Origin of the sequence: Lentzea aerocolonigenes, assembly GCF_000974445.1 — a bacterium.
GTDB classification, from domain to species: domain Bacteria; phylum Actinomycetota; class Actinomycetes; order Mycobacteriales; family Pseudonocardiaceae; genus Lentzea; species Lentzea aerocolonigenes.
This window is the reverse complement of the sequence record NZ_BBOJ01000015.1, coordinates 55,314-80,549: the sequence shown is the minus strand read 5'-3', so window position 1 is coordinate 80,549 and position 25,236 is coordinate 55,314. Positions and strand designations below refer to the sequence as shown.

20 protein-coding genes and 1 pseudogene are annotated in these 25,236 nt (G+C 70.2%); 15 read left to right on the top strand and 6 right to left on the bottom strand.

Annotation, left to right across the window (positions count from 1 at the left end):
• Nucleotides 1–26: 26 nt before the first annotated feature.
• Entirely contained in the window at nucleotides 27–590 is a 564-nt protein-coding gene (locus AOM45_RS28070; RefSeq protein ID WP_030465973.1) for a dihydrofolate reductase family protein, read from the top strand.
• Nucleotides 591–592: 2 nt separating this feature from the next.
• Here AOM45_RS28070 and AOM45_RS28065 read toward each other — a convergent pair whose 3' ends face one another.
• From AOM45_RS28065 to AOM45_RS28055, 3 genes are read right to left on the bottom strand one after another with little or no spacing between them, the layout of a single operon-like run.
• Nucleotides 593–1,111 carry a sugar O-acetyltransferase gene (locus AOM45_RS28065; RefSeq protein ID WP_030465972.1) on the bottom strand — a complete coding sequence of 173 codons (519 nt, stop codon included), beginning with the start codon at nucleotides 1,109–1,111 and terminating at the stop codon, nucleotides 593–595.
• Nucleotides 1,112–1,128: 17 nt separating this feature from the next.
• Entirely contained in the window at nucleotides 1,129–1,887 is a 759-nt protein-coding gene (locus AOM45_RS28060) for an SWIM zinc finger family protein (RefSeq protein ID WP_063756981.1), read from the bottom strand.
• Nucleotides 1,887–4,184 (bottom strand): DEAD/DEAH box helicase, encoded by a 2,298-nt coding sequence (locus AOM45_RS28055; RefSeq protein ID WP_030465970.1) that lies wholly within the window; start codon nucleotides 4,182–4,184, stop codon nucleotides 1,887–1,889. Before AOM45_RS28055 ends, AOM45_RS28060 begins: the two co-directional genes overlap by 1 nt.
• Before the next feature lie 41 nt (nucleotides 4,185–4,225).
• Between AOM45_RS28055 and AOM45_RS28050 the strand changes: the two genes are divergently transcribed.
• The 6 genes and pseudogenes from AOM45_RS28050 to AOM45_RS52460 form a co-directional block, all read left to right on the top strand.
• Nucleotides 4,226–4,981, top strand: a complete 756-nt coding sequence (locus tag AOM45_RS28050; RefSeq protein WP_201780078.1) for a TetR/AcrR family transcriptional regulator — start codon at nucleotides 4,226–4,228, stop codon at nucleotides 4,979–4,981.
• A 92-nt stretch (nucleotides 4,982–5,073) separates the two neighbouring features.
• Entirely contained in the window at nucleotides 5,074–6,330 is a 1,257-nt protein-coding gene (locus tag AOM45_RS28045; protein ID WP_156093635.1) for a GlnX family signal transduction membrane protein, read from the top strand.
• On the top strand, nucleotides 6,327–7,283 hold the full coding sequence (locus AOM45_RS28040; RefSeq protein WP_030465967.1) for a glutamate ABC transporter substrate-binding protein: 957 nt from the start codon (nucleotides 6,327–6,329) through the stop codon (nucleotides 7,281–7,283). Before AOM45_RS28045 ends, AOM45_RS28040 begins: the two co-directional genes overlap by 4 nt.
• 15 nt (nucleotides 7,284–7,298) lie before the next feature.
• A complete protein-coding gene (locus AOM45_RS28035) occupies nucleotides 7,299–9,428 on the top strand; it encodes a serine/threonine-protein kinase (protein ID WP_051782889.1) in 2,130 nt (709 codons plus the stop codon).
• Nucleotides 9,428–10,402: a PP2C family protein-serine/threonine phosphatase gene (locus AOM45_RS28030; protein WP_035909342.1), complete on the top strand. Its 975-nt coding sequence runs from the start codon at nucleotides 9,428–9,430 to the stop codon at nucleotides 10,400–10,402. The genes AOM45_RS28035 and AOM45_RS28030 overlap by 1 nt, the downstream gene beginning before the upstream one ends.
• A 40-nt stretch (nucleotides 10,403–10,442) precedes the next feature.
• Nucleotides 10,443–11,981 (top strand): annotated as a pseudogene (locus tag AOM45_RS52460) (glycoside hydrolase family 9 protein); the annotation flags it as partial.
• 88 nt (nucleotides 11,982–12,069) lie between these two features.
• On the opposite strand, the gene AOM45_RS49905 reads toward AOM45_RS52460, so the two are convergent.
• Nucleotides 12,070–13,035 (bottom strand): helix-turn-helix transcriptional regulator, encoded by a 966-nt coding sequence (locus AOM45_RS49905; RefSeq protein WP_030465963.1) that lies wholly within the window; start codon nucleotides 13,033–13,035, stop codon nucleotides 12,070–12,072.
• Between the two features lie 119 nt (nucleotides 13,036–13,154).
• On the opposite strand from AOM45_RS49905, the gene AOM45_RS28020 reads away from it, so the two are divergent.
• Both AOM45_RS28020 and AOM45_RS28015 read left to right on the top strand, forming a co-directional pair.
• On the top strand, nucleotides 13,155–14,471 hold the full coding sequence (locus tag AOM45_RS28020; protein ID WP_030465962.1) for an MFS transporter: 1,317 nt from the start codon (nucleotides 13,155–13,157) through the stop codon (nucleotides 14,469–14,471).
• 45 nt (nucleotides 14,472–14,516) lie between these two features.
• Nucleotides 14,517–15,284 (top strand): alpha/beta hydrolase, encoded by a 768-nt coding sequence (locus AOM45_RS28015; RefSeq protein WP_030465961.1) that lies wholly within the window; start codon nucleotides 14,517–14,519, stop codon nucleotides 15,282–15,284.
• Here AOM45_RS28015 and AOM45_RS28010 read toward each other — a convergent pair.
• On the bottom strand, nucleotides 15,273–16,301 hold the full coding sequence (locus AOM45_RS28010; RefSeq protein ID WP_030465960.1) for a LacI family DNA-binding transcriptional regulator: 1,029 nt from the start codon (nucleotides 16,299–16,301) through the stop codon (nucleotides 15,273–15,275). The two genes, AOM45_RS28015 and AOM45_RS28010, sit on opposite strands and share 12 nt — an antisense overlap.
• A gap of 233 nt (nucleotides 16,302–16,534) precedes the next feature.
• On the opposite strand from AOM45_RS28010, the gene AOM45_RS28005 reads away from it, so the two are divergent.
• The 3 genes from AOM45_RS28005 to AOM45_RS27995 are packed head-to-tail and all read left to right on the top strand — an operon-like array spanning nucleotide 16,535 to nucleotide 19,350.
• Complete coding sequence (locus AOM45_RS28005; RefSeq protein WP_030465959.1) at nucleotides 16,535–17,554, top strand: sugar ABC transporter substrate-binding protein; 1,020 nt, start codon at nucleotides 16,535–16,537, stop codon at nucleotides 17,552–17,554.
• A 3-nt stretch (nucleotides 17,555–17,557) separates the two neighbouring features.
• Nucleotides 17,558–18,583, top strand: a complete 1,026-nt coding sequence (locus AOM45_RS28000) for an ABC transporter permease (protein ID WP_030465958.1) — start codon at nucleotides 17,558–17,560, stop codon at nucleotides 18,581–18,583.
• Nucleotides 18,580–19,350 (top strand): ATP-binding cassette domain-containing protein, encoded by a 771-nt coding sequence (locus AOM45_RS27995; RefSeq protein WP_030465957.1) that lies wholly within the window; start codon nucleotides 18,580–18,582, stop codon nucleotides 19,348–19,350. The genes AOM45_RS28000 and AOM45_RS27995 overlap by 4 nt, the downstream gene beginning before the upstream one ends.
• A gap of 82 nt (nucleotides 19,351–19,432) precedes the next feature.
• Here the strand turns inward: AOM45_RS27995 and hrpA are convergent, their stop codons facing one another.
• Complete coding sequence (gene hrpA, locus AOM45_RS27990; protein ID WP_030465956.1) at nucleotides 19,433–23,314, bottom strand: ATP-dependent RNA helicase HrpA; 3,882 nt, start codon at nucleotides 23,312–23,314, stop codon at nucleotides 19,433–19,435.
• A gap of 215 nt (nucleotides 23,315–23,529) precedes the next feature.
• Between hrpA and AOM45_RS27985 the strand changes: the two genes are divergently transcribed.
• From AOM45_RS27985 to AOM45_RS27975, 3 genes are read left to right on the top strand one after another with little or no spacing between them, the layout of a single operon-like run.
• Entirely contained in the window at nucleotides 23,530–24,111 is a 582-nt protein-coding gene (locus AOM45_RS27985) for a DUF4240 domain-containing protein (RefSeq protein ID WP_051782888.1), read from the top strand.
• Nucleotides 24,112–24,168: 57 nt separating this feature from the next.
• Nucleotides 24,169–24,729, top strand: a complete 561-nt coding sequence (locus tag AOM45_RS27980; protein WP_030465954.1) for a DUF4240 domain-containing protein — start codon at nucleotides 24,169–24,171, stop codon at nucleotides 24,727–24,729.
• Nucleotides 24,729–25,055, top strand: a complete 327-nt coding sequence (locus AOM45_RS27975) for a type 1 periplasmic-binding domain-containing protein (protein WP_030465953.1) — start codon at nucleotides 24,729–24,731, stop codon at nucleotides 25,053–25,055. The genes AOM45_RS27980 and AOM45_RS27975 overlap by 1 nt, the downstream gene beginning before the upstream one ends.
• Nucleotides 25,056–25,236: the final 181 nt, after the last annotated feature.

Below are 25,236 nucleotides of genomic sequence, written 5' to 3'. Positions count from 1 at the left end.
GGTTGCACATGCAGGACGATGACAACATGCGGAAACTGACGTTCGGCATGGGTGTGAGCGTGGACGGCTACATCGCCGCGCCCGGTGACGACCTCGGCTGGGGTGTGCAGAGCGACGAGCTGTTCCAGTGGTGGTCCGACCGGGTCGGGGCGACGGGCCTGTCGCTGTACGGGCGCAGGCTCTGGGAGGCGATGAGCTCCCACTGGCCGACCGCGGACCAGCAGCCGGGTGCCACACCGGCGGTGATCGAGTACGCCCAGCACTGGCGGGACCTGCCGAAGGTGGTGTTCTCCTCGACGATCAGCGAGGTCGGCTGGAACGCCCGCCTGGTCTCCGGTGACGCGGTCGCCGAGATCTCCCGGCTCAAGGGCGAGGACGGCGGCGCCATGGACATCGCCGGTGCCACGCTCGCCGCGGCGGCCATGCGGAACGGGCTGATCGACGAGTACGTGATCGTCACGCATCCGGTCCTGGTGGGAGGCGGCAAGCCGTTCTTCACGGCCCTGGACAACTGGGTGAACCTGAACCTCGTGGAGACCAGGACGTTTCCCGGCGGCGTGGTCCTGACGAGGTACGAGACCAGGCTCTGAGGTCACAGTTCGCGGATCACCTTGCAGGGGTTGCCGACCGCCAGCACGCGCGGCGGGATGTCGCGCGTGACCACGCTGCCCGCGCCGATCACCGCGTTGTCGCCGATGGTCACGCCCGCGCAGACGATGACTCCGCCGCCCAGCCACACGTTGTCGCCGATCGTGATCGGTGCGGCCGTTTCGAACCGTTGCCGCCGTGCTTCGTGGTCCTCGATCGGGTGCAGCGCGGTGAGCAGTTGGGCTCGCGGGCCGATGGAGACGTCGTTGCCGATGGTGATCGTGGCGCAGTCCATGAGGATGGCGTCGTAGTTGAGGAAGCTGTTGGTGCCCATGTGGATCTGGTGGCCGTAGTCGCACTGGAACCGCGGCATGACCCACGAGCCCTCGCCGATCGACCCGAAGAGCTTCTCGATGACCGCGTGGGAACGCGTCGAGTTGAACTCGTCGACGAGGCGTTGCGCGGACGCCCTCTCGGCGACCAGTTCGGGGTCGGAGTCCTTGTACAGCTGGCCGGTCAACATCTTCTGCTTCTCGGTGATCACCCTTCGAGAGTGCCCGAACGCAGCAGCGCGCGTGCTCGTTCAGCGGCGATCTCCATCAACGCTTCGAGGTCCGCGGCTTCGAATCCGGGTGGCGGTTCAACCGCGAGCACCACAGGTGTGGTGGTCGAAAGTGCCGGACGGGCAGGCAGCTGACCTGGGTCTTCGTGCGAAACCACCACAGGTGTTCTGGTTCCGACGGGCCCGGCGACGCGTTGCTTCAACGCGTCGAGAAGTTCCTGTTCCGGTTTTCCCTTGAGCAGCAGGAGCACGAACGGATCGGCGTCGAGCAGCCAGCCGACCTGGAACGCGAGCGCGGCGGCGTGGCGGCACGGCAGTTCCCACCCGTCGCAGTCACACGAAGGCTCCAGGTCGCCGATGCCGGGCAGCAGGTCCACACCGGACTCTTCGGCGGCGGCGACGAGGTCGCGTGGCATGTCGTTGTCCAGCAACGCGGCGATGTGGCCCGCCTGCTCGGCGACGCGGTCGAGGAACCGTCCCCATTGGACTTCGGTCAGCACCGGCACGTGGACGGTGGTGCTGTGGACGGCGGAGTCGTCGTGCACCTGGGCGTGCAGGCGGCCGGGGCTGACGGTGATCGGGCCGACGACGCCGGCGTGGGCGTAGCGGCGGCCCAGGCGGATCAGGGCGAGGTCGAGGGCGGTGTCCTCCAGCGCCTTCACCCACGCCTTGCCCCACCACGTCGTGGCGACGCGGCGTTTCACCTTGGGGAACGCGGCGAATCCGCGTGCGGTCATCAGGCGCTCCTGAGCTGGACGAGTTCGGCGAGTTCGGCGTCGGTGAGGTCGGTGAACGCGGTCTCCCCGCCGTGCAGGACGGCGTCGGCGAGGTCGCGTTTGTCCTGCAGGAGCGCGGCGACGCGTTCCTCGACGGTGCCTTCGGTGACGAGCTTGTGCACCTGCACGGGGCGGGTCTGGCCGATGCGGTGGGCGCGGTCGGTGGCCTGGTCCTCGACGGCGGGGTTCCACCAGCGGTCGAAGTGGATCACGTGGTCGGCGCGCGTCAGGTTCAGGCCGGTGCCGGCGGCTTTCAACGACAGCAGGAACACCGGTGCGCGGCCCTGCTGGAAGTCGTCGACCATCTGCTCGCGCTGCGCGATCGGCGTGCCGCCGTGCAGGAACCTGGTGGGCTGCTCGATGTGCTGTTCGAGCAGGCGGGCCATGCCGACGTACTGGGTGAAGATCAGCGCCGAGCCGTCCTCGGCGACGATCGTGGCGAGCAGTTCGTCGAGCAGGTCGAGCTTGCCGGACGTGCCCTGCAACGAGGCGTGGCCCAGGAAGTGCGACGGGTGGTTGCAGATCTGCTTGAGGCCCGTGAGCAGTTTCAGCACGAGACCACGGCGGGCGATGCCGTCGCTCGCCGCGATGCGGTCGAGGGTGTCCCTGGTCAGCGCCTCGTACAACGCGGCCTGTTCCGTCGTCAGCGAGACGAACCTGTCGGTCTCGGTCTTGGCGGGCAGTTCGGGGGCCACGCCGGGGTCGGACTTGCGGCGCCGCAGCAGGAACGGCCGCACGACCTTGGTGAGCGTGTCGTCGGGCTCGGGCCAGCGGGTGCGGAACGCGCGGTGCGTGCCGAGCAGGCCGGGTGTCGTCCAGTCCAGGATGGACCAGAGCTCGGACAGCGAGTTCTCGACGGGGGTGCCGGACAGCGCGACTCTGGCCGCGGCGGGGATCGAGCGCAGTGCCTTGGCGGTGCCGGAGTGCGGGTTCTTGACGTGCTGGGCCTCGTCGGCGACGACCATGCCCCACGCGTGGTTCTTCAGCGCTTCGGCGTCCAGGCGCATGGTGCCGTAGGTGGTGAGCACGACGCCCCGGTCGGCGAGCGTCCGTTGTGGACCGTGGTAGCGGGTGACCGGTGTGCCGGGGGCGAAGCGGTGGATCTCGCGTTCCCAGTTGCCGAGCAGGGAGGCCGGGCAGACGACCAGCGTCGGGTGCTCGTGGGCGCGGTGCAGGTGCAGGGCGATGAGCGTGATGGTCTTGCCGAGTCCCATGTCGTCGGCGAGGCAGGCGCCCAGGCCGAGGCCGGTCATGTGGGCGAGCCAGCGCAGGCCGTGCAGCTGGTAGTCGCGCAACGTCGCCTGCAACGCAGCGGGCTGTGGGAGCTCCGGCACGGTCGTGATGGCGGTGGTGAGGCTGTGCGGGGCGACGTCGACGTGCTCGCCGTCGATCACCGCGGTACCGGCGAGAGCGGCGGTGACGGCCTGGACGGCGGTGATCGGCTTGAGCTGCTGCCGGGCCTTGCGCTTGAGGTTCGGGTCGAGGAGCACCCACTGGTCGCGCAGCCTGATCACGGGGCGGCTGGCTTCGGCGATGACGTCCATCTCAGCCTCGGTCAGCACGTCGCCGCCGAGGGCGAGCTGCCAGTCGAACGCGAGCAGGTCGCCGGCGGAGAACCTGCCGCCGGGTTCGCCGATGACGGCTTTCGCGGACAACGACGTGGTGAGGTTCGCCGGCCAGTGCACCTCGATGTCGGTGGTGAGGAGTTCGGCGACCTCGTCGTCGGTGAGGTCGGCCTGGTCGAGCAGCCGGTGCAGCGGCGGCCACGTGGAGCGGCCGATCGCGCGGATGGCGTCGAGCTCACGGCCGGAGCCGCGGACGTCGCGCGGGTAGGGGTCGGTGATGGCGCGGACCTGGACGATCGCCCGGAACCGCAGGTCGTCGGTGGTCTCGATGCGCAAGGAGAGCTTGATCTGCTCGTCGGCCCACGCCTGCAACTCGGGAACGTGGCGGGGTTGCGCGGCGGCGAAGGGGCCCTCCGCCCCGCCGCGGGGCAGCACATCCGCCACCGCGTCGAGGTAGGCCCGCAGCTCGTCGTAGTCGCCGTGGGCCGCGAGCTGCCGCAGGTGCAGCTCATCGGCGTGGTCGAGCGGCCCGATCCGCCAGGTGTCGTGGCCGTCGCCGGTCACACTCGGCACGATCCGGCCGCGCGCGACCAGGGCGAGCGCCGTCGCGGTGGCCACTCCCCAGTAGCCGGGGTCGTTCAGCGCGTCGGGCAAGGCTTCGAACAGGGACTTTCCGCGGAGATCGCCGAACATACTCTGTACCGTACACCATACGGTACGGTAGGGTCCGGCTCGTGATCGAACACACGGGCAGCGGCGACCCCGCGCGGACGCTGGCGTTGCTGTGGCGCACCCAGGAGCGCACGAGCCGCAAGGGCAAGCCGGACCTGAGCGTGGACCGGATCGTGCAGGCCGGCATCGCGCTGGCCGACGCCGACGGGCTGAAGGCGCTGTCGATGCGGCGCGTGGCCGAGTCGCTCGGCGTGGGCACGATGTCGCTCTACACCTACGTGCCGGGCAAGGGTGAGCTGATCGACGTCATGGTCGACACCGTGCAGGCCGCGACCGGCCGCACGCCCGTCGAGGGCTGGCGCGAGCACCTCGGGTACGTGGCGCGGGAGAACCTGGCGCTGTACCGGCGGCACCCGTGGTTGCTGCAGGTCGCGCCGTCGCGGACGGTGCTGGGGCCGCAGGTGGCCGCGAAGTACGACTTCGAGCTGCGCGGCCTGGAGGGTGTCGGGCTGTCGGACGTGGAGATGGACTCGGTGCTCAACCTGGTCCTCGGGCACGTGCAGAACTCGGCGCGCGGGCTGACGGCGGCGGCCGTGACCGAGAAGGAGACCGGGCTGACCGACCAGCAGTGGTGGGACGCGGCGGCGCCGTTCCTGATGACGGTGTTCGACCCGGCCCGCTACCCGGTGGCCGCGAGGGTCGGGGGTGCTGTCGGCGAGGCGCACCAGAGCGCGTTCAGCCCGGAGCACTCGTTCGAGTTCGGGCTGGAGATGATCCTGGACGGTGTCGATCGGCTGATCGAGTCACGCCGGTCGTAACGGGCGAGTGACACCTCGCGGGATGCGTCGTTAATTCCCACGCGGTGTCCTCAGGGTGCCTACAGTTACGCCACGCCGATCAACTTGCCCGCTTGGGAGGCCCGCTCGTGGTGATCGACTCGCAGCCGCGGCAGGCGCTGGTGCGCCGGGTCACCGGTCTGGCGCGGTCGACACCGGGACGGTTGAGCCTGATCGCCGTGGTGCTGGTCCTGGCGAGCCTGGCCAGCGGGTCGCTCGCGACGTGGAGCGTGAACCGGCAGGAGCAGGCGCTGCAGGACCTGGCGACGCGGTCGGAGCCTCTCGCGCACGCGGCGCAGGAGGTCTACCGGTCGTTGCAGGACGCCGACGCGACGGCGGCCAGCGCGTTCCTGTCCGGTGGCCTCGAGCCCACCCAGCTGCGGGAACGCTACGAGGCGGACATCGCGCAGGCGCAGGCGGCGCTGTCGGTGGCCACGGCCTCCTCCCCCGACCTCACCGCGACGCTGGCCGCGCAGCTGCCGGTGTACACGGGCCTGATCGAGACGGCGCGCACGAACAACCGGCAGGGCTTCCCGGTCGGCGCGGCCTACCTGCGCGAGGCGTCGGGGTTGATGCGCACGCAGCTGCTGCCGGCGGCGCAGGAGCTGTACCGGGCGGAGACGGACCGGGTCGCGCGTGCCCAGGACGAGGCGGGCTTCCCGGTCGCCCCGGTGCTGGTGGCGCTGGCGTTCGTGATCGGGCTCGTGCTCACCCAGCGCTACCTGACCCGCAAGACGAACCGGCTGCTCAACATCGGGCTGCTGGTGGCGACCAGTGCGGCGGTGGTGTCGCTGCTGTGGGTGACGACGGTGTCGGTGCTGGTGATGCGCGACGTGGCGGACTCCCGCACCGCCTCGGCCAAGGTCGACGTGCTGGCGCAGGCGCGGATCGCGACACTGACGGCACGGGGCGACGAGACTCTGACGCTGGTCGCGCGTGGTGCGGGCCAGGCCTACGAGAAGAGCTTCGTCGAGGTCTCGCAACGGCTGGAGGGGCAGCTGGAGCAGGCGAAACGGCTGGACGACACCGAGGCGGTGGACCAGGCGATGCGGCACTTCCGGCAGTGGCAGCAGGTGCACCAGCGCATCCGCGAGGCCGACGACGCGGGCCAGTACAACGACGCGGTGAACCTGATCGACAACCCGTACTTCGACTCGCTGGACTCCGATCTGGTGCGGGCGATCGGCCAGGCGCGGCAGGACTTCAGCGACGAGGTGGCGGTGGCGCGGGCATCGCTGGCGGGCACGGTGGTCGGGGTGCTGGTGCTCGCGGTGATCAGCGCGGCGGGGTCGACGATGGGGCTGTGGCAGCGCCTCAAGGAGTACCGATGAGACGACTCGCGCTCGTGTCGGTGGCTTTGATCAGCGCGTGTTCGGCGGGGCCCGCGCCGAGTGAGATCGTGCCGCGCACCGCCGGGGCGCCGCAGCCGGCCGGCGCGAGCACGGTGACCTCGGCGCCGAGCAGCACGACGGGCCCCGCGCCCTCGTGCGACGCGACGGCGAGCCTGCGTCCGGGCGCGTTGCCGGCGGCGGGGCAGATGCCGGCGGGGTCGACCATGGAGCGGATCCTCAAGCGCGGCCGGTTGATCGCCGGGGTGGACCAGAACTCGTACCTGATGGGGTTCCGCAACTCGTTCACCGGCGAGCTGGAGGGCTTCGACGTCGACGTGGCGCGGCAGATCACCAAGGCCGTCTTCGGGGACGAGAAGAAGGTGCAGTTCAAGGTCGTCACCTCGGCCGAGCGGATCCCGATGCTGCAGCGCGGTGAGGTCGACCTGGTCGTGCGGACGATGACGATCACCTGCGACCGCCTCAAGGACGTCGAGTTCTCGTCGGTCTACTACCAGGCCGGGCAGCGGGTGCTGGTGCGCCGCAACTCCGGGATCGCCGGCGTGGACGGCCTCAAGGACAGGAAGGTGTGCGTCGCGGCCGGGTCGACGTCGCTCAACAACGTCGTGAGCAGGGTGAAGACGACGGTGAGCGTCCCGAACTGGACCGACTGCCTGGTGATGCTGCAGCAGGGGCAGACCGACGCGATCTCCACTGACGACACGATCCTGGCGGGGCTCGCGGCGCAGGACCCGTACACCGAGGTGGTCGGGGCGCGGTTCACCGAGGAGCCGTACGGGGTGGGCATCCCCAAGGGGCAGGAGGACCTCGTCCGGTTCGTCAACGGGGTGCTGGAGCGGATGCGCGCCGACGGCACGTGGGGCGCGATCTACCGGCGGTGGCTGAACACGCTGGGTCCGGCACCAGCGCCGCCGGTCGCTCGTTATCGGGACTAGGGAGGGAGTCGCGAGATGAGTGAGGAGCTGGATCTGCCCGTGACCGGGCCCGCGACGTCACCGGGGACCGCACCCTGGTCGGTGTCGCAGGAGGTGCCGCGGTCGAGCTCGGCCCGCGCGCGCCGGGGCAGCGGGCGGTCGATGAGCCGCGGCCGGTTGGGGGCCGGTCTGGTCGAGGTGCCGCGGGTGCCGTACCGGGACCCGAAGACCGCGGTGCTGGCCAACCCCGAGGTTCCCGAGGCGAAGCGGTTCTGCTCGAAGTGCGGCAAGAAGGTCGGCAGGCAGAAGGACGGCAAGCCGGGCCGGGTGGAGGGGTTCTGCCCGCAGTGCGGGCACGCGTACTCGTTCACGCCGAAGCTCGAGCCGGGTGAGGTGCTGCACGACCAGTACGAGGTGCTGGGGTGTCTGGCGCACGGCGGGCTGGGCTGGCTGTACCTGGCGCTGGACCACGCGGTGAGCGACCGGTGGGTCGTGCTGAAGGGCCTGCTCGACTCGGGTGACGCGGACGCGATGGCGGCGGCGCTGGCCGAACGCCGGTTCCTCGCCGAGGTCGAGCACCCGAACATCGTGAAGATCCACAACTTCATCCGGCACGCGGACCGCAAGACCGGCAACCTCGTCGACTACATCGTGATGGAGTACGTCGGCGGCGAGTCCATCAAGGACATGATCACGCACCGCCGCCGGGAGGGCCGCGGTGACGAGGCGTTGCCGCTGGCGCAGGCCATCGCGTACGTGCTGGAGATCCTTCCCGCGGTCGGCTACCTGCACGGTGTGGGGCTGCTGTACTGCGACTTCAAGCCGGACAACATGATCCACACGGAGGAGCAGCTCAAGCTGATCGACCTGGGCGCGGTGCGGCGCATCGACGACCACCACTCCCCCATCTACGGCACGATCGGCTACCAGGCGCCGGAGATCGGCACGATCGGGCCGTCGATCTTCTCCGACATCTACACGATCGGGCGAGCTCTGGCGGTGATGAGCTTCCCGTTCGACTTCCGCGGCAAGTGCAAGGACCGGCTGCCCACGGTTGACGAGGAACCGCTGCTGGGGCGTTTCGAGTCGTTCCACCGGCTGTTGCTGCGCGCCACGAACCCGAACCCCGAGCTGCGGTTCTCCAGCGCGGAGGACATGGCGGACCAGCTCACGGGTGTGCTGCGCGAGGTGCTGGCGATCGAGGACGGTGTGCAGCGGCCGGGCCCGTCGCGGCAGTTCACGCCGGAACGCCGCCGGTTCGGCGTGGAGGGTGCGCTGGACCTGGGCGAGGTGGCGGTCGCGTTGCCGGCACCGAGCGTGAGCACGTCGGATGCGGCCGCGTCGTGGCTCGCGACGGCGACGACGTCGGATCCGGCGGGCCTGCGCAAGGCACCGGAGCTGACGGTCGAGGTGCGGCTGCGGATCGTGCGGGTGCTGATCGAGTCCGGCGACACCGAGGCGGCGCTGCGGGAGCTGGAGGCGATCACGGCGCCGTCGATGTTCGACGAGTCGGAGCTCGACCCCGAGGACTGGCGCCCTGACTGGTACCGGGGCCTCGCCGCGCTGACCGACCGGCGGGCCGAGGACGCACGGCGGTTCTTCGACGCGGTGTGCTCGGCGGTGCCGGGTGAGGCGGCTCCGAAGCTCGCGCTGGGCGTGTGCGCGGAGGCCACCGGTGATCTGGTGGCGGCCGCGGGCTGGTACGAGCTGGTGTGGCGCACGGACCACGCGTACGTGTCGGCGGCGTTCGGGCTGGCGCGGGTGCTGCTGTCGTGCGGTGACCGCGGGCGAGCGGTCGACGTGCTGCTGTCCGTTCCGGACACGTCTTCACAACACCTGGCGGCGCAGATCGCGGCGGTGCGCGCGCAGCTCGGGCACGGCGACGCCGACGACCTCGTCGCGGCCGGGGAACGGTTGCACGCCTTGGACATCGACGTCCATTCGCACACCCAGCTGTCGGCGGAACTGCTGGAGGCGGCGTACGACTACGTGACCCGCAATCAGGCCGCCGAAGGCAGGGTGCTGGACTGTGCACTCTCCGAACACGAGCTTCGGCTGGGTCTCGAGCGGCGCTACCGCACGCTGGCCCGGTTCGCGGCCACGCCGGAGGAACGGATCGCATTGGTGGACCGCGCGAACGCGGTAAGGCCTAGGACGTTGGTTTGATGGACACCCTGAAGTGCCCGGAGTGCTTCGCGCCCGTCGCGCCGGAAGACCGGTTCTGCGAGGCGTGCGGGCACAACCTGCTGGTCCGCCGCACGCCGCTGGGCGGGCCGACCGGTCCCGCGCAGGCGTCGTGCATCCTGTGCGGCTCGCCCGACATCGACGACGAGGACTACTGCACCCAGTGCGGCAGGCATCAGCCCTCGGCGCGGGACCGGGTCGAGTACACGCTGGGCGCGGTGTCCGGGGTGAGCGACCGGGGCAAGCGGCGGGCGCGCAACGAGGACTCGATGGCGTTCGGGCACGTCGCGGGCAAGGGTGTCGCCGCGGTGGTGTGCGACGGGGTGGCGTCCTCGGAACGCGCGGAGCAGGCCTCGCAGGCCGCTGCCGACGCCGCGGTGGACGTGCTGCTCAACGCGCTGATCGACACCGCCGACCCGGAGCAGGCGATGATCGACGCTGTCGCGGCGTCGTGCTTCGCGGTCGAGCAGCTCGTGGAGAACGAGCCGCTCGAGGCCGGCGGGCGGGGTGTCGCGCCGTCGTGCACGTTCGTGTCGGTGCTGGTCACAGGAGACTCGGCGACGATCGGCTGGGTCGGTGACTCGCGGGCGTACTGGTTGTCGGCGGAGGGCTCCAAGCAGCTCACCACGGACGACACCTGGGCGGCGCAGCTGGTCGCGGAGGGAGTGCTGACCGAGGAGCAGGCGCGCACGGACCGTCGTGCGCACGTGCTGTCGCGGTGGATCGGCGCGGACGCCGGACGGGTGGAGCCGCAGGTGGCGACGCTGCAGCCGTCCTCGCCCGGGGTGTTCGTGCTGTGCTCGGACGGCCTGCACAACTACCGGCCGCAGCCGGAGGACCTGCAACCGCTGCTGGGCTCGGGGCCTGAGGAGTACGTGAAGGTCGCGCTGGAGGCGGGCGGCCACGACAACATCACCGTGGTGCTGGTGCCGTTCACCCCTCAACCCGTAGAGTAACCGCGCCGCCGCCCTCCGTTACGTTTTGGAGGCGTACGGGATGGGCACAGGTAGGCGTTCGTTCCTGCTGGGAACGGCGGGCGCGCTGGCGGCCTCGGGCACGGCGTCGGCCGCCCCGAGCGGTGTGACGTGGGTGCTGACGAACAACGTCGGCTACGAGGCCGAGGGTCCGAAGCGGGCGGTGATCGCCTGTTCGACGCCGGGCGCGCACCGGTTCGAGCTGGTGGAGCACGGCACGGGTGTGGTGGTGCACCGCGGGGCGGCCAGGCAGGTCGGGCCGGTCGCGGACTGGAAGGCGAACCAGTTCCCGGCGGTGCCGTCGTTCTACTCGGTCGCGGACTTCTCGAAGTTCGCGCGTTCCGGTGAATTCGTGCTGTCGACGGACGGTGGGGTGTCGCGGCCGTTCGTGATCGAACCGCTGGTGCTGGAGCGGCGGACGTTGCCGCACGTGGTGCGGTTCTTCAAGGACTCGCGGTCGTTCGGCGAGTACGACCGGGTGGACAGGTCGTTGCCGTACGAGCCGGATCCGTCGGTGCGGGTGGACGCGCACGGCGGCTGGTATGACGCGGCGGCGGACTGGTCGAAGCACTTCACGCAGCTGTCGAAGTACTCGTTCTGCAACACGCTGCAGCTGCCGCTCACGGCTTATGTGTTGTGGACGGCCTATGACGAGCTGACGCGCCGTGGGGTCGGCGACTTCGTGCACCTGCGGGAGCTGCTGCACGACGAGGCGCTGTACGGGGCGGACTACCTGGTGCGGGTGCAGATGCCGGGTGGGTCGTTCTACGGGTCGGTGCGGCAGCCGCAGAACGACGACATCGGCATCGACCCGGCGAAGCGGTTCCTGCGCAAGGGGCCGTTGAACTTCCGCGAGGGGTGCGGGGTGGCGGTCGCGGCGCTGGCGCGGGCGGCGCGGGGTTCGGCCGACGGTGAGTTCCCGCGCTCGCGCTACCTGGCCGCGGCGGAGGCGGCGTTCTCGTTCTTGCAGGTCAACAACGTGCGGTTGACCAACGACGGCAAGGAGAACATCCAGGACGACTACAACGTCCTGCTCGCGGCCGTCGAGTTGGTGAAGGCGACGTCGAAACCGGAGTACCGGGCGGAGGCGGACCGTCGTACGGCGTCGTTGGTGGCGCGGTTGATGCCTCGCGGTCATTTCCGCGCTGACGACAGGGATCGGCCGTACTTTCACCCGTCGGACGCGGGCCTGCCGGTCGTGGCGTTGCTCGCGTACTCGTCGATCGCCGGTTCCGACGTCCTCGCGGCGGTGCGGAAGTCGCTGGAGTTCGAGCTGTCGATCACGGGCGCCGTGCCGAACCCGTTCGGGTACGCGCGGCAAGTGGTGCAGACGGCGGCGGGTGAGCGGTTCGACGGGTACTTCTTCCCGCACGACGCGGCCGGCACGTGGTGGCAGGGCGAGAACGCGCGGCTGGCGTCACTGGCCGCGGCGGCCCGGCTGGCCGCGCCGAGGTTCGACGCGGCGTTCGCGGCGAGGCTGCGGTCGTACGCGGCCGACCAGCTGAACTGGATCGTGGGCTGCAACCCGTTCGACGTGTGCATGCTGGAGGGCAGCGGACGCACGGCGCCGATCTACCTCGAGTACCCGGAGGGGTCGGCGACGGGGTCGTGGCAGTGGATCCGGGCGGCGGGCGGCATCGTCAACGGCATCACGGGGCGTGCGGCGGACGGGCGCGGGATCGAGTGGGATCCGGGAGTGGCGTCGTCGGGGCCGAACACGGACTGGCGCTGGCTCGAGCAGTGGATTCCGCACTCGACGTGGTTCCTGTACGCGGTGGCCGCGGGATAGCGGCGGCGAGGTCGAGCAGCGTCATCGCGTCGTGGTCGGGGGTGCCGGGCGTGGCGAGGTAGACGATGAGGCGCTGGCCCTGGGCGCGGTTCAGGGTCAGCCCCTCGTGCGACAGCGTCATGGTGCCGACCTCGGGGTGGTGCATGGTCTTCTCGCCGTCGCCGATGGTGCGGACCTCGTAGCGTTCCCAGTGCCGGTTGAAGTCGGGGCTCTTGACGATGAGCTCGCCGACGAGGGCGGCGAGGTCGGGTGCGTCGGGGTCGGTGCCGGCGATGGCGCGCAGCTGGGCGACGCAGTTCTTGGCCTTCTGGTCCCAGTCGTTCCACAGGGTGCGGGCGTTGGGGTGCAGGAAGGTGTACCTGATCGTGTTGCGCTGTTTCTCGGGCCAGTCCTCGATGCCGTGCAGCAGCCGCAGTCCGCCGGGGTTGGCGGCGAGCAGGTCGTTGGTGCGGCTCACGACGTAGGCGGGGTTGGGGCGCAGGGTTTCCAGCAGCAGCTGCATCGTGGGCCGGACGCGGCGGCTCGGCAGCGGGCGGGGTTCGGGTGCCTGACGTGCGGCGGTGGCGGCGAGTCCGCGCAGGAAGTCGCGTTCCTCGCAGTTGAGGCGCAGCGCTTCGGCCAGTGCGTCCACGACGGACGGGCTGGGGCGGGTTTCCTTGCCGCGTTCGAGGCGGACGTAGTAGTCGATGCTCACGCCGGCCAGTGCGGCGACCTCTTCCCTGCGCAGGCCGGGGGTGCGGCGGGGGCCGGTTCTGGCGGGCAGCCCGACGTCGGCGGGGCTGATGCCGCCGCGGCGTGCTCGCAGGAACCTCCCGAACTCGGTCATGGTCTTCAGTCTGCCAGCGGGAGGCCGCGGCTCCCTGGCCCTGTCACACCCCCTCTGGCGGGACCCGGGAGAGCGCGGTCTGCCCCGGCGTCGTGTTCGTGACCAGCCTTGGTGAGGTGATGACTCTCGCAGCACCCCAGCGGACGGCGGGACCGAAGCTGGTCCTGGCGACCGCGTTCCTGGGGATCTTCCTGCTCAACCTCGACTCGATGGCGATGAACGTCGCGCTGCCGCGCATCGGGCGCGAGTTCGGCGGCAGCACGGCGGCGCTGCAGTGGATCGTGGACGCCTACCTGTTGATGTTCGCGGCGCTGCTGCTGTCCGCGGGCGCACTGTCGGACCGCGTCGGGGCGAGCCGTGCGTTCGGTGCCGGTACCGCGGTCTTCACCTTCGCCTCGGCGGCGTGCGGGCTCGCGCCGGGACTGGCCGAGCTGATCGGCGCGCGGCTGCTGCAGGGCGGCGCGGCGGCGGTGATGCTGCCGTCGTCGCTGGCCCTGGTGCGGCAGGCGTTCCCGGACGCCGCGGACCGGGCGCGGGCGATCGCGCTGTGGACGGTCGGCGGCGCGCTCGCGATCGCCTGCGGCCCGGTCGTCGGCGGGGTGCTGACGGGCACGCTGGGCTGGCGGGCGATCTTCCTGATCAACCTGCCGGTGGGTGTCGTGACGCTGGTGGTGCTGGCCCGCACGCCGCGGTCGCCGCGGCTGGTCCGGCCGCTGGACCCGCTGGGCCAGGTGACCGCGGTCGTGGCGCTGGCGGCGCTGACGTTCGGGGTGATCCACGGCGCGGACCCGGTGATGCTGGGCGTGGCCGCGGTGGCGGCGTTCGCGTTCGTGCTGGTCGAGGCGCGGGTGGCGGCGCCGCTGGTGCCGCTGGGCCTGTTCCGGTCGCGCACGGTGACGGTGTCGGTGGTGATCGGTTTCGTGGTGAACGCCGCGTTCTACGGGCTGGTGTTCGTGCTGAGCCTGTACTTCCACGACGTGCTGGGCCTCTCGGCGATGGCGGCGGGGCTGGTGTTCCTGCCGATGACCGCGGTGATCGCCGCGGCGAACCTGGTGTCGGCGCGGGTGGCGGCCCGGTTCGGCCCGCGGGTGCCGATCGCGGTGGGCCCGGTCGTGTGCGCGGCGGCGCTGGTCGGGTTGTTGTGGGTGGACGGGACGACGGCACGGCCGGTGATCGCCGCGCTGCTCGTCCCGATCGGGTTCGGCCTGGGCCTGGTGGTTCCGTCGCTGACCGCGGTGCTGATGGGTGAGGTCGCCGCGGACCGGGCGGGCATGGCGGCGGGGGTGCTGAACTCGTTCCGGCAGACGGGCGGCGCGCTCGCGGTGGCGGTGTTCGGGGTCGTGGGGCTGCGGGCAGGGCTGGGGGTGGCGGTGGTGCTGCTGGTGGGCGCCACGGCCGCGGCGTTGCTGCTGCCGCGCCGGTTCACCGCGGCCTGACCGGGCGCTGCCTGACCGGGCGCTGCCAACCCTCATGATGGGCTGATGCGCAGGGCGATTTGGATCGCGGCGGTGGTGGTTGCCACCATCATCGCCGTGGTCTTCGCCTTTCAGCGCAAGCTGGTCTACTTCCCCTCCCCCGGTCCGCTGCCGTCCGCGGAGGAGGTTCTGCCCGGTGGGCGCGACGTGCGGCTGGTGACGGCGGACGGTCTGCTGCTGGACGGGTGGCACTTCGAGGTGCCGGACGCGCCCGCGACGGTGATCGTGTTCCCCGGCAACGGCGGCAACCGGGCCGGGCGGGCACCGTTGGCGCGCGCGTTGACCGAGCGCGGGTTGTCGGTGCTGCTGTTCGACTACCGCGGTTACGGCGACAACCCCGGTAAGCCCACGGAGGAGGGCTTGACCTACGACGCGCGGGCGGCGCTGGATCTGATCGACGGCCCGGTGATCTACTTCGGTGAGTCGCTGGGCGCGGCGGTGGCGGTGGAGCTGGCGACCCATCGGGCGCCGGTCGGGATGGTGCTGCGGTCGCCGTTCACGTCGCTGGCGGCGGCCGGGTCGCACCACTACCCGTGGCTGCCGGTGAAGATGTTGTTGCAGGACAAGTACCCCGTGGTGGAGCGGTTGTCCGGTGTGGACGTTTCGACCGTCGTGGTGCTGGGCACGTCGGACTCGGTGGTGCCGCCCGCGCAGAGCCGCGAGGTGGCGGCCGCGGCGCGGGCGAAGCTGGTCGAGGTCGCGGGCGCGGACCACAACGACGAGGTGCTGTGCTGCGGCCCGCAGGTCATCGACGCGGTGCTGTCAGTGCGGTGAGATCTCGCCGGACCCGCGGCGCACGAGCGAGGCGGGGACGACGGCGTGCACGGGCGGTGAGGTGTCGCCGTCGATGCGGGCGAAGATGAGCTCGGCGGCTTTGCGGCCGATGCCGGGGACGTCCTGGCGCACGACGGTGATGCCGGGTTCGAGCATGTCGGCGAGCGGGAAGTCGTCGAAGCCGATGAGCGCGACGCTGCGTTGCAGGCCGCGGGCGCGCAGCACGCGCATGGAGCCGACGGTGACGAGGTTCTGGGCGGTGAACAGCGCCGTGGGCGGCTTGTCGAGGTCGAGCAGCGCGGTGGTGGCGGTCTCGGCGAGGTCGGCGCCGTGCAGGTCGGTGCGCACGAGCTCCTCGCGCAGGGTGAGACCGGCCTGGGCGAGGCCTTCGAGGTAGCCGGTGTAGCGCTCCTGGCTGGTCCACAGGGTGCGGCGGTCGCCGAGGAACGCGATGTCGCGGTGGCCGAGCGCGGCGAGCTGCAGGACGGCTTCGCGGGAGCTGTCGCGGTTGGTGGTGGTCACGCAGTCGGTGCCGCCGAAGGTGGGCGGGCGGTCGACGAGCACCATCGGGGTGCCGCGTTCGCGTTCCTGTTGCAGGGCGTCCTGGTGGCCGCCGGCGGCCATGACGACGACGCCGTCGACGCGGCGCGCGGCCAGTGACCCGAGGAGCTCGCCCTGCAGGGCGCGGTCGTCTTCGCTGCTGCCGGCCAGCACGAGCACGCCGCCTTGACGTGCGCGGTCCTCGACGGCGCGCAGCAGGGCGGAGTCGAACGGGTTGGACAGGTCCTCGAACAGCACGCCGATGGTGGCGCTGCGCTTGTCGGACCGGCGCAGCCCGCTGGCGGCGAGGTTGGGCCGGTAGCCGAGGGTGCGGGCGGCGGCGCGGACGCGGTCGACCACTTCCTGTCCGGCGCCGGGCAGCCCGTTGATGACGCGCGAGACGGTCTTGGTGCTGACCTTCGCGAGTGCTGCGACGTCGCGCATCGTGGGTTCGCGTCTTGCTCCTGCTTGATCCATGTCTGCCCACCCCGGGTAACGCTTGCGTAACGCCCGCTTGTCGTGTCTTCTGCTGGAAAGCTAGCGTCAACGATGACGTAATGGAATCCCCGGTTTGTCCGCTCCCGGTTCGAACGGGCTGGTTCGACCAGGGGTTCCCGCAGCACTTGGTTTGAGTACCTGCGTAACCGCGCCCACTTCACCACCAGCTCTCCACGGCGGCCGGTTACGTCAACGTTGACGTAGGAGGAGTCATGTCGCGCAGAGCGTTCGGTCTGACGGCGGCGGCGTTGCTGACGCTGGCTGCGGCGGCTTGCGGGAACGGCGGGTCGTCAGGCGGCGGTGCCACGCTGGTCGGATTGGTGACCAAGACCGACACCAACCCGTTCTTCGTGAAGATGAAGGAGGGCGCGCAGAAGGCGGCGTCGTCCTCGGGTGTGACGGTGCAGTCGTTCGCGGGCAAGCAGGACGGCGACAACCAGACGCAGGTGGACGCGATCGAGAACCTGATCGCCTCGGGCGCCAAGGGCATCCTGATCACGCCGAGCGACTCGAAGGCGATCGTGCCGTCGGTGGACAAGGCGCGGGCGGCGGGCCTGCTGGTGATCGCGCTGGACACGCAGCTGGAGCCGGCGACCGCGGCGGACGCGACGTTCGCGACCGACAACTACAAGGCGGGGCTGCTGATCGGGCAGTGGGCGAAGGCGAAGTTCGCCAAGGACGGCAAGCAGGCCAAGATCGCGCTGCTGGACCTCAACGCGAACCAGGTGTCGGTGGACGTGCAGCGCGACCAGGGGTTCCTGGAGGGCTTCGGCGTCGACGTGAAGGACAAGAACAAGATCGGTGACGAGTCGGATCCGCGGATCGTGGGCCACGACGTGACCGACGGCGCGCCCGAGGGTGGCCGCACGGCGATGGAGAACCTGCTGCAGAAGGACCCCGGCGTCAACCTGGTCTACACGATCAACGAGCCCGCGGCCGCCGGTGCGTACGAGGCGTTGAAGGCGGCGGGCAAGGAGAAGGACGTCGTGATCGTGTCGGTCGACGGCGGCTGCCCCGGCGTGAACAACGTCAAGGCGGGCGTGATCGGCGCGACGTCGCAGCAGTACCCGCTGAAGATGGCGCAGCTGGGTGTGGAGGCGGTGGCGAAGTTCGCCAAGGACGGCTCGAAGCCGCAGAACACCGACACGGGCGTCACGCTGATCACCGACCAGCCGGCCGACGGTGTCGAGTCGAAGGACTCGGCGTACGGCCTGCAGAACTGCTGGGGCTGAGCCATGACGACAACGGCTACCCGGCCGCCGGCCCCGTTGCCGGAGCAACGCGACCGTTCGGTGCTCACGCGTCTTCAGCACCTGCTGCACGCCCAGGCCACGATCGGGCCCGCGGTGGTGCTGCTGGTGGCGGTGATCGTGTTCGCGCTGCTGTCGTCACGGTTCCTGACGCCGGGCAACATCTCGTTGATCCTGCAGCAGGTCGCGGTGGTGGGGACGCTCGCGGTCGGGCAGACGATCGTGATCCTCACGGCGGGCATCGACCTGTCGTGCGGCGCGATCATGGTGCTGACGTCGATCGTGATGGCGAAGGTCGCGGCGGAGACCGGCCTGCCGGGGCTGCCCGCGCTGCTGCTGGGTTTCCTGGTCGGGACGCTGTGCGGGTTGCTCAACGGCCTGCTGGTGACCCGGTTGAAGCTGCCGCCGTTCATCGTCACGCTCGGCACGCTCAACGTGTTCTTCGCGTTGAACCTCTGGTACTCGGGCAGCGCGACGATCCGCGGCACGGACATGCCGTCGCTGCTGCTGTGGACCGGTCAGACGCTCAACATCGGCGGCACGCGCATCACCTACGGCTCGATCATGCTCGTGGTGCTGGTGGCGCTGACGGCGTTCGTGCTGAAGAACACCGCGTGGGGCCGGCACGTCTACGCGACCGGTGACGACGCCGAGGCCTCGCGCCTGTCCGGTATCCGCACCGCGCGGGTGCTGCTGAGCGTGTACGCGGTCGCCGGGCTGGTGTACGCGCTGGCGGCGTGGACGTTGATCGGCCGGATCGCCTCGGCGTCGCCGCAGGCCGGGCAGCTGGACAACCTGGACTCGATCACGGCTGTGGTGATCGGCGGGACGTCGCTGTTCGGTGGCCGCGGCGCGATCGTGGGGTCGCTGCTGGGCGCGTTGATCGTCGGCGTGTTCCGCAACGGCCTGGCGCTGGCGGGCGTGGACGTGCTGTGGCAGACGATGGCCGTCGGTGTGCTGATCATCGTGGCGGTGTCGCTGGACCAGTGGATCAGGAAGGTCAAGCCATGACCACACCGGTGTTGCAGGCCACGGGTCTGGTGAAGCGCTACGGCAAGGTGACCGCGCTGGCGGGCGCGGACCTGGAGCTGATGCCTGGCGAGATCCTCGCGGTGATCGGCGACAACGGCGCGGGCAAGTCGTCGCTGATCAAGGCCCTGTCCGGGGCGGTCGTGCCGGACGAGGGCACGATCTTCGTCGACGGTTCCGAGGTGTCGTTCTCGACGCCGCTGGACGCCCGCAAGGCCGGGATCGAGACGGTGCACCAGTCGCTGGCGGTGTCGCCGTCGCTGGACATCGCGGCGAACCTGTTCCTGGGCCGCGAACGCCGTCGTCCGGGTGTGCTGGGTTCGGTGTTCCGCATGCTCGACCGCGCAGGCATGCGGGAGGAGGCGCGCCGCCAGCTCGACGCGCTGGGGATCATGACGATCCAGAACCCGGGCCAGGCCGTGGAGACCCTGTCGGGTGGCCAGCGCCAGGCCGTGGCGGTGGCGCGCGCGGCGGCGTTCGGCAGCCGTGTGGTGATCATGGACGAGCCGACCGCCGCCCTGGGCGTGCGGGAGTCGCGGGCGGTGCTGGACCTGATCCTGCAGGTGCGGGACCGGGGCCTGCCGGTGATCCTGATCAGCCACAACATGCCGCACGTGTTCGAGGTCGCGGACCGCATCCACATCCAGCGCCTGGGACGCCGCAAGGCCGTGGTGGACCCGAAGTCGGTGACGATGTCGGACGCGGTGGCGATCATGACCGGCGCGATGGAGCCGCCAGAGGCCGCCTGACCTGGTTTCCTTTCACCTACCGCCACCGGCCGTCCTGGAGACGCCGGTGGCGGTTGCGCGTCCGTGACGCGCGCGCCTCGGCCTACAAGGGCACGGCGTCGAGCGCCTTGTAGATGCGCTTGTCGCTCACGGTGTACCGGGTCCCGATGGTCTGCGCGAAGTACGACAGCCGCAGTTCCTCGATCATCCACCGGATCTCGTCCAGTTCCGGCGCGGGTTCGTCGGCCGGTGTCTGCGCCCGCAGCTCCCGGTACTCGGCGTGCACCTGGTGAACCTTCTGCGTCCACTCCAGGTCGCGGCGCGGGTTCTCCGGCAGCTTCTCGACGCGCCGTGCGATGCCCTTGAGGTACCGCACGAGGTCCGGCAACCGGTCGTACCCGGTCTTCGTCACGAATCCCTTGTACACCAGCGAGTTGAGGTGAGCGCGGATGTCCGCGACCGAGTCCGGCGCCCCCTTGAGGCCGTTGAGCTTGAGTTCGGCCTCGTGCGCGGCTTCCAGGACCTTGCGGACCTCCTGGACGACGACCCACGTGGTGTCGTTGAGCGCGGCCTGGACCTTCTTCAGTTGCGCCGCATAGGACTTGGCGTCCCACGCGGGTTCGCCCATCAACCGGTCGACCGCGGCGGTGATGCAGTCCGACAGCAGGTTCGCGACGCCGCCGTGCGGGTTGCGGGTCAGGGCGAGCTTGGCGGCGTTGTCGAGGTGGCGCTGCAGGTGCTTGACGGGTGAGTTGATGCCGAGCAGCAGCAGCCTCCGCACGCCGCGGCGGTGGGCGTAGGTCTGGCGGCCGGGGGTGTCGAGGACCTTGACGGCGACGGCGTTGCCCTGGTCGACGAGTGAGGGGTAGGCGGTGACGGTGATGCCGGACTGCCGTTGCTCGATCGTCTTCGGGAGGCTGTCGAAGTCCCAGGTCGTCAGCCCGGTTTGTTCCAGGTGGCCGGCGGCCTGGCTCAGCGACTCGCGGACCTCGTCGCGCAGTTTCTCCTTCAGCGCGGCGATGTCCTTGCCCTCGGCGAGGGTGCGGTTGTCCTCGTCGACGACCTGGAAGGTGAGCTTGAGGTGGTCCGGGACGGCGTCGAACTGCCAGTCGTCGCGGTGCACGGTGACACCGGTCAGTGCTTTGAGTTCGCGTTCGATGCCGTTGAGCAGGCTGGTTTCCGCGGGCTTGATGCGCGCGAGGACGGCGGTGGCGACGTCGGGCACGGGCACGAAGTTGCGGCGGATCTGCTTGGGCAGTGACCGGATGAGCGCGACGACGAGGTCGTGGCGCAGGCCGGGGATCTGCCAGGAGAACGCGTCGTCGTCGAGCGTGGTGAGCGCGGGCAGCGGCAGTTGGACGGTCACGCCGTCGTTCTTGGTGCCCGGTTCGAAGTGGTAGCTCAGCGGCAGCGTGAGCTCGCCCTGGCGCCACTGGTCGGGATAGGCGTCGGGGCTGACGTCGGCGCGGTCGTTGACCAGCATGTCCTTGGTGAAGGTGAGCTGGTTGCGGTCCTTCTGCTTCTTCCACCACGAGTCGAAGTGCCGCGCGGACACGACCTCGGCGCCGACGCGCTGGTCGTAGAACTCGAACAGCGTCTCCTCGTCGACGACGATGTCGCGCCGCCGTGCCCTGTTCTCGAGCTCCTCGACCTCCTCGAGCAGGGCGCGGTTGGTGTGGAAGAACTTGTGGTGGGTGGTCCACTCCCCCTGCACGAGGGCGTGGCGGATGAACAGCTCCCGTGACAGTTCCGGGTCGATGCGGCCGTAGTTGACCTTGCGGCCGGCGACGATCGGCACGCCGTAGAGCGTCACCTTCTCCAGGGCGACGACGCTGCCGCGTTTGGTCTCCCAGTGCGGCTCGGAGTACTGGCGTTTGACGACGTGTTCGCCGAGCCGTTCCGCCCATTCGGGTTCGATCTTGGCGACGATGCGGCCCCACAGGCGGCTGGTCTCGACGAGCTCGGCGGCCATGACCCACTGCGGCGGCTTCTTCGCGAGCGCGGAACCGGGGAAGATCGCGAACCTGGCGTTGCGGGCGCCGAGGAACTCCGTCATGGGACGGCGTTTCTCGCCTGGCGCCTGCTTCTTGAGGACGTCCTTGACGCCGATGTGGCTGAGCAGACCCGACAGCAGCGCGATGTGGATGTTGCGGGGGTCGCCGGGCTGGTCGTCGAGGTGCATGCCGAGCTGCTTGGCGACCTGACGCAGCTGCAGGTAGATGTCCTGCCATTCGCGCACGCGCAGGTAGTTGAGGAACTCGTTCTTGCACAGCTTGCGGAACTGGTTGCCGCTGAGCGCCTTCTGCTGCTCCTTGAGGTACTGCCAGAGGTTGAGGAACGTGACGAAGTCCGACTCCTTGTCCACGAACCTCGCATGCTGCTGGGTGGCGGCCTCTTGGTGGTCGGCGGGCCGTTCGCGCGGGTCCTGAATGGACAGCGCGGCCGCGATGATCATGACTTCTTTGAGGCAGCCGGTGGTGTCGGCTTCCAGGACCATGCGGCCCAGGCGGGGGTCGACGGGCAGCTGGGCGAGCTTGCGGCCGGTCGGGGTGAGCTTCTGCTCCCCCGCTCCCTTCTGGGCGGCGTTGATGGCGCCGAGCTCCTGCAGCAGGCCGATGCCGTCGTTGATGTTGCGCGAGTCGGGCGGGTCGATGAACGGGAACTTCGCGACGTCGCCGAGACCGATGGCGGTCATCTGCAGGATGACGCTGGCGAGGTTGGTGCGCAGGATCTCCGCGTCGGTGAACTCGGGGCGCGCCTCGAAGTCCTCTTCGGAGTACAGGCGGATGCAGATGCCTTCGCTGACGCGGCCGCAGCGGCCCTTGCGCTGGTTGGCGCTCGCCTGGCTGATCGGTTCGATCGGCAGGCGCTGGACCTTGAGGCGGTGGCTGTAGCGGGAGATGCGGGCGTTGCCGGGGTCGATGACGTACTTGATGCCCGGCACGGTGAGGCTGGTCTCGGCGACGTTGGTCGCCAGGACGATCCTTCTGCCCGTGTGCCGTTGGAAGACGCGGTGCTGTTCGCCGACGGACAGTCGTGCGTAGAGCGGGAGGATCTCGGTGTTGCGCAGGTCCTCCTGTTTGAGGGCGTCGGCGGTGTCGCGGATCTCGCGTTCGCCGGACAGGAAGACCAGGACGTCACCGGGGCCCTCTGCCTGCAGTTCGTGGACGGCGTTGATGATGCCCTGGGTCTGGTCGTCGTCCTCCTCCAGCGGCCGGTAGCGGGTCTCGACGGGGTAGGTGCGGCCGGAGACCTCGATGATCGGGGCGTCGCCGAAGTGCTGGCTGAAGCGCTGCGGGTCGATCGTGGCGGAGGTGATGACGATCTTGAGGTCGGGGCGGCGAGGCAGGAGTTGCTTGAGGTAGCCGAGCAGGAAGTCGACGTTGAGGCTGCGTTCGTGGGCCTCGTCGATGATGATCGTGTCGTAGCGGCTCAGCGTCCTGTCGGTCTGGATCTCGGCGAGCAGGATGCCGTCGGTCATGAGCTTGACGAGGGTGTCGTCGCCGGACTGGTCGGTGAAGCGGACCTTGTAACCGACGGCGTCACCGAGCTTGGTGCCGAGTTCCTCGGCGACGCGTTCGGCGACGGTGCGGGCGGCGATGCGGCGCGGCTGGGTGTGGCCGATCTGGCCGGTGATGCCGCGGCCGAGCTCCAGGCAGATCTTGGGCAGCTGGGTGGTCTTGCCGGAGCCGGTCTCGCCGGCGACGATCACGACCTGGTGGTTCGCGATGAGCTCTTTGATGTCGTCCTTGTGCTGGCTGACCGGGAGCTCTGGCGGATAGGTGATCTTGGGAACGGACTCCCTGCGCAGCGCGACGGTGAGCGCGGCCTCGTCGATCTGGGCGGCGATCTCCTCGGTGATCTTGCGGCGCGCCAGGGGGTCTTTGACCTTGCGTACGCCGTCGAGGCGCCTGGCGAGCCGGCGTTGATCACGCGGCATGAGCTCGGGCAGGCGTTTGTGCAGTTCAGCGAGCGGGGTGTCCATTTGCGCTCAAGGATAGTCAGGGTGCCCGGTCCGGTTCGCGTCAATAACCGTCAGGCCTCCTCCCCGGCGTGGCGGCGCAGACACACCGGACGCCTCGCGGCTGCTCCGGCTCCGGTGCCGCGGGCCGCTGGGTTCGATGATTGCGGGCGTTGTCCGGAAATGGTCCGATCGGTGGACGCCGAGAATTGTCAGACCCTCTCGATAACGTCACCGGCATGGATCTCGACGTCTTCTGGGGACTGCTCGACCAGTCGGCTTCCGTTACCTCTGACCAGCGCGAACGTCGCGATTGGCTGACGTCGCGGCTCGCGTTGCTGCCGCCTGGCGACATTTGCGGGTTCGAGACTTTGTTGTCGGCCTCACGTGGTCGTGTGAACACGTTCTCGCACTGGCACGCGGCTTATGTGTTGTGCGACGGGTTGTGTTCCGCGGAACGGTTCTTCGCGTTCCAGTCGTGGCTGGTCGGGCTGGGCAGGTCGGTGCTGGCGTCGGTGTCGGCGTGTCCGGACGCACTGGCGGAGGTGCCGGCGGTGCGGACGTTGCTGGCGGTCGGCGCCCAGTCGTGGCCGGACGCGGCGTGGCCGTTGTGGGAAGGGCTGGACCGGGTGCCGCACGACGCGTTCTTCACGGCGACCGGGCAGTCGCTTCGCGAGGCCCTGACGGCCCTGGGGCACGTGCCGGTGACGGACGCGGGCCCGTTCACGGGTCCGGTGTGGGAGCTGGACTCCCCGCTGGAGGCCGCGGTGCGGTTACCGAGGCTGTGGGAGCTCGCGACCGGCCTGTCAGAGGCGGCCTGACCAGCGCGGATCCGGAGGCACCAAAAATTGTCAGACCCCCTCGCTAGCGTGCTCGGCATGGACCTGAACGCGTTCTGGGCCCTGGTGGAGTCCTCCGCGGTGGAGGCTCGCGACCAGGACGATCGGCTGGAGCGGCTGACGGCCGCGCTGGCCGCGCTGCCTCGTGCCGAGGTGGTGGAGTTCGCGGTGCGGCTCGACGAGGTGCGACGTCGGGTCGACACGTGGGCGCACTGGCAGGCGGCGTACGTGATCTGCGGCGGCCTGTGCTCGGACGACGGGTTCTTCTACTTCCAGGCGTGGCTGGTCGGCCAGGGCCGGGAGGTGTTCGAGGCGGTGGCGGCCTCGCCGGACGAGCTGGCGTCGCTGCCCCGCGTGCGGCTGCTGGCCTCACGCGGCGGCGTCCACGCGTGGGCGGACGACGACTGGCCGGACTGGGAGGGCCTCGACCACGTGGCGGCCGAGGCGTTCGACGGCGACCTGGACGCGGAGCTGGCCTCACGCGGCCTGGAGTTGCTCGCGTCACCGGAGCCGCCGGGCGAGCAGTGGGACTTCGCGGATCCGGCGGAGATCTCGGCGCGGATTCCGCGGTTGGGCACGTTGTTCGGAAAGGTGGCGTGATGGACGTCGGTGTCGACGTGGTGGTGTGGCGGGCGCCCGGCCCGGCGTCGTCGGCGGAAGCGGCAGCCCGCTACGCCGAGCTGCGCGCGTCCCCGCTGGGCGCCTTCGAGCCGGCGGTGGCGGCGTTCGTGCGGGAACTGCGGCAGACCTCGCCGGACCCGTCGTCGCCGGTGTCGTGGGACGAAGCCCTGACGGTGGGGATCGACGCGGTGATCGTGCACGTGGTGTGGCCGGCCCGTCGCCAGGTGCTGGACCTGGTGGCGCTGCTGGCCGAGCGACACGGCCTCGTGTGCTACGAGCCGTCGCGGGAGGTGGCGATGTCCTGACCCGCCAGCGCCGCCGCATCGCCGGACCCCGGAACCCATGGCTGCGTTCACGCACCCGCAGCATGCCGGTAGTGGCACACACGAGCGGCAGACACCGGCCAGAAGGCCTCGCAGACGTTGTCTCACATGGCATCCGTGTTCGGGCGGTCCGTGATCGGGCGGTCCCGTGGTGAGGAGCAGG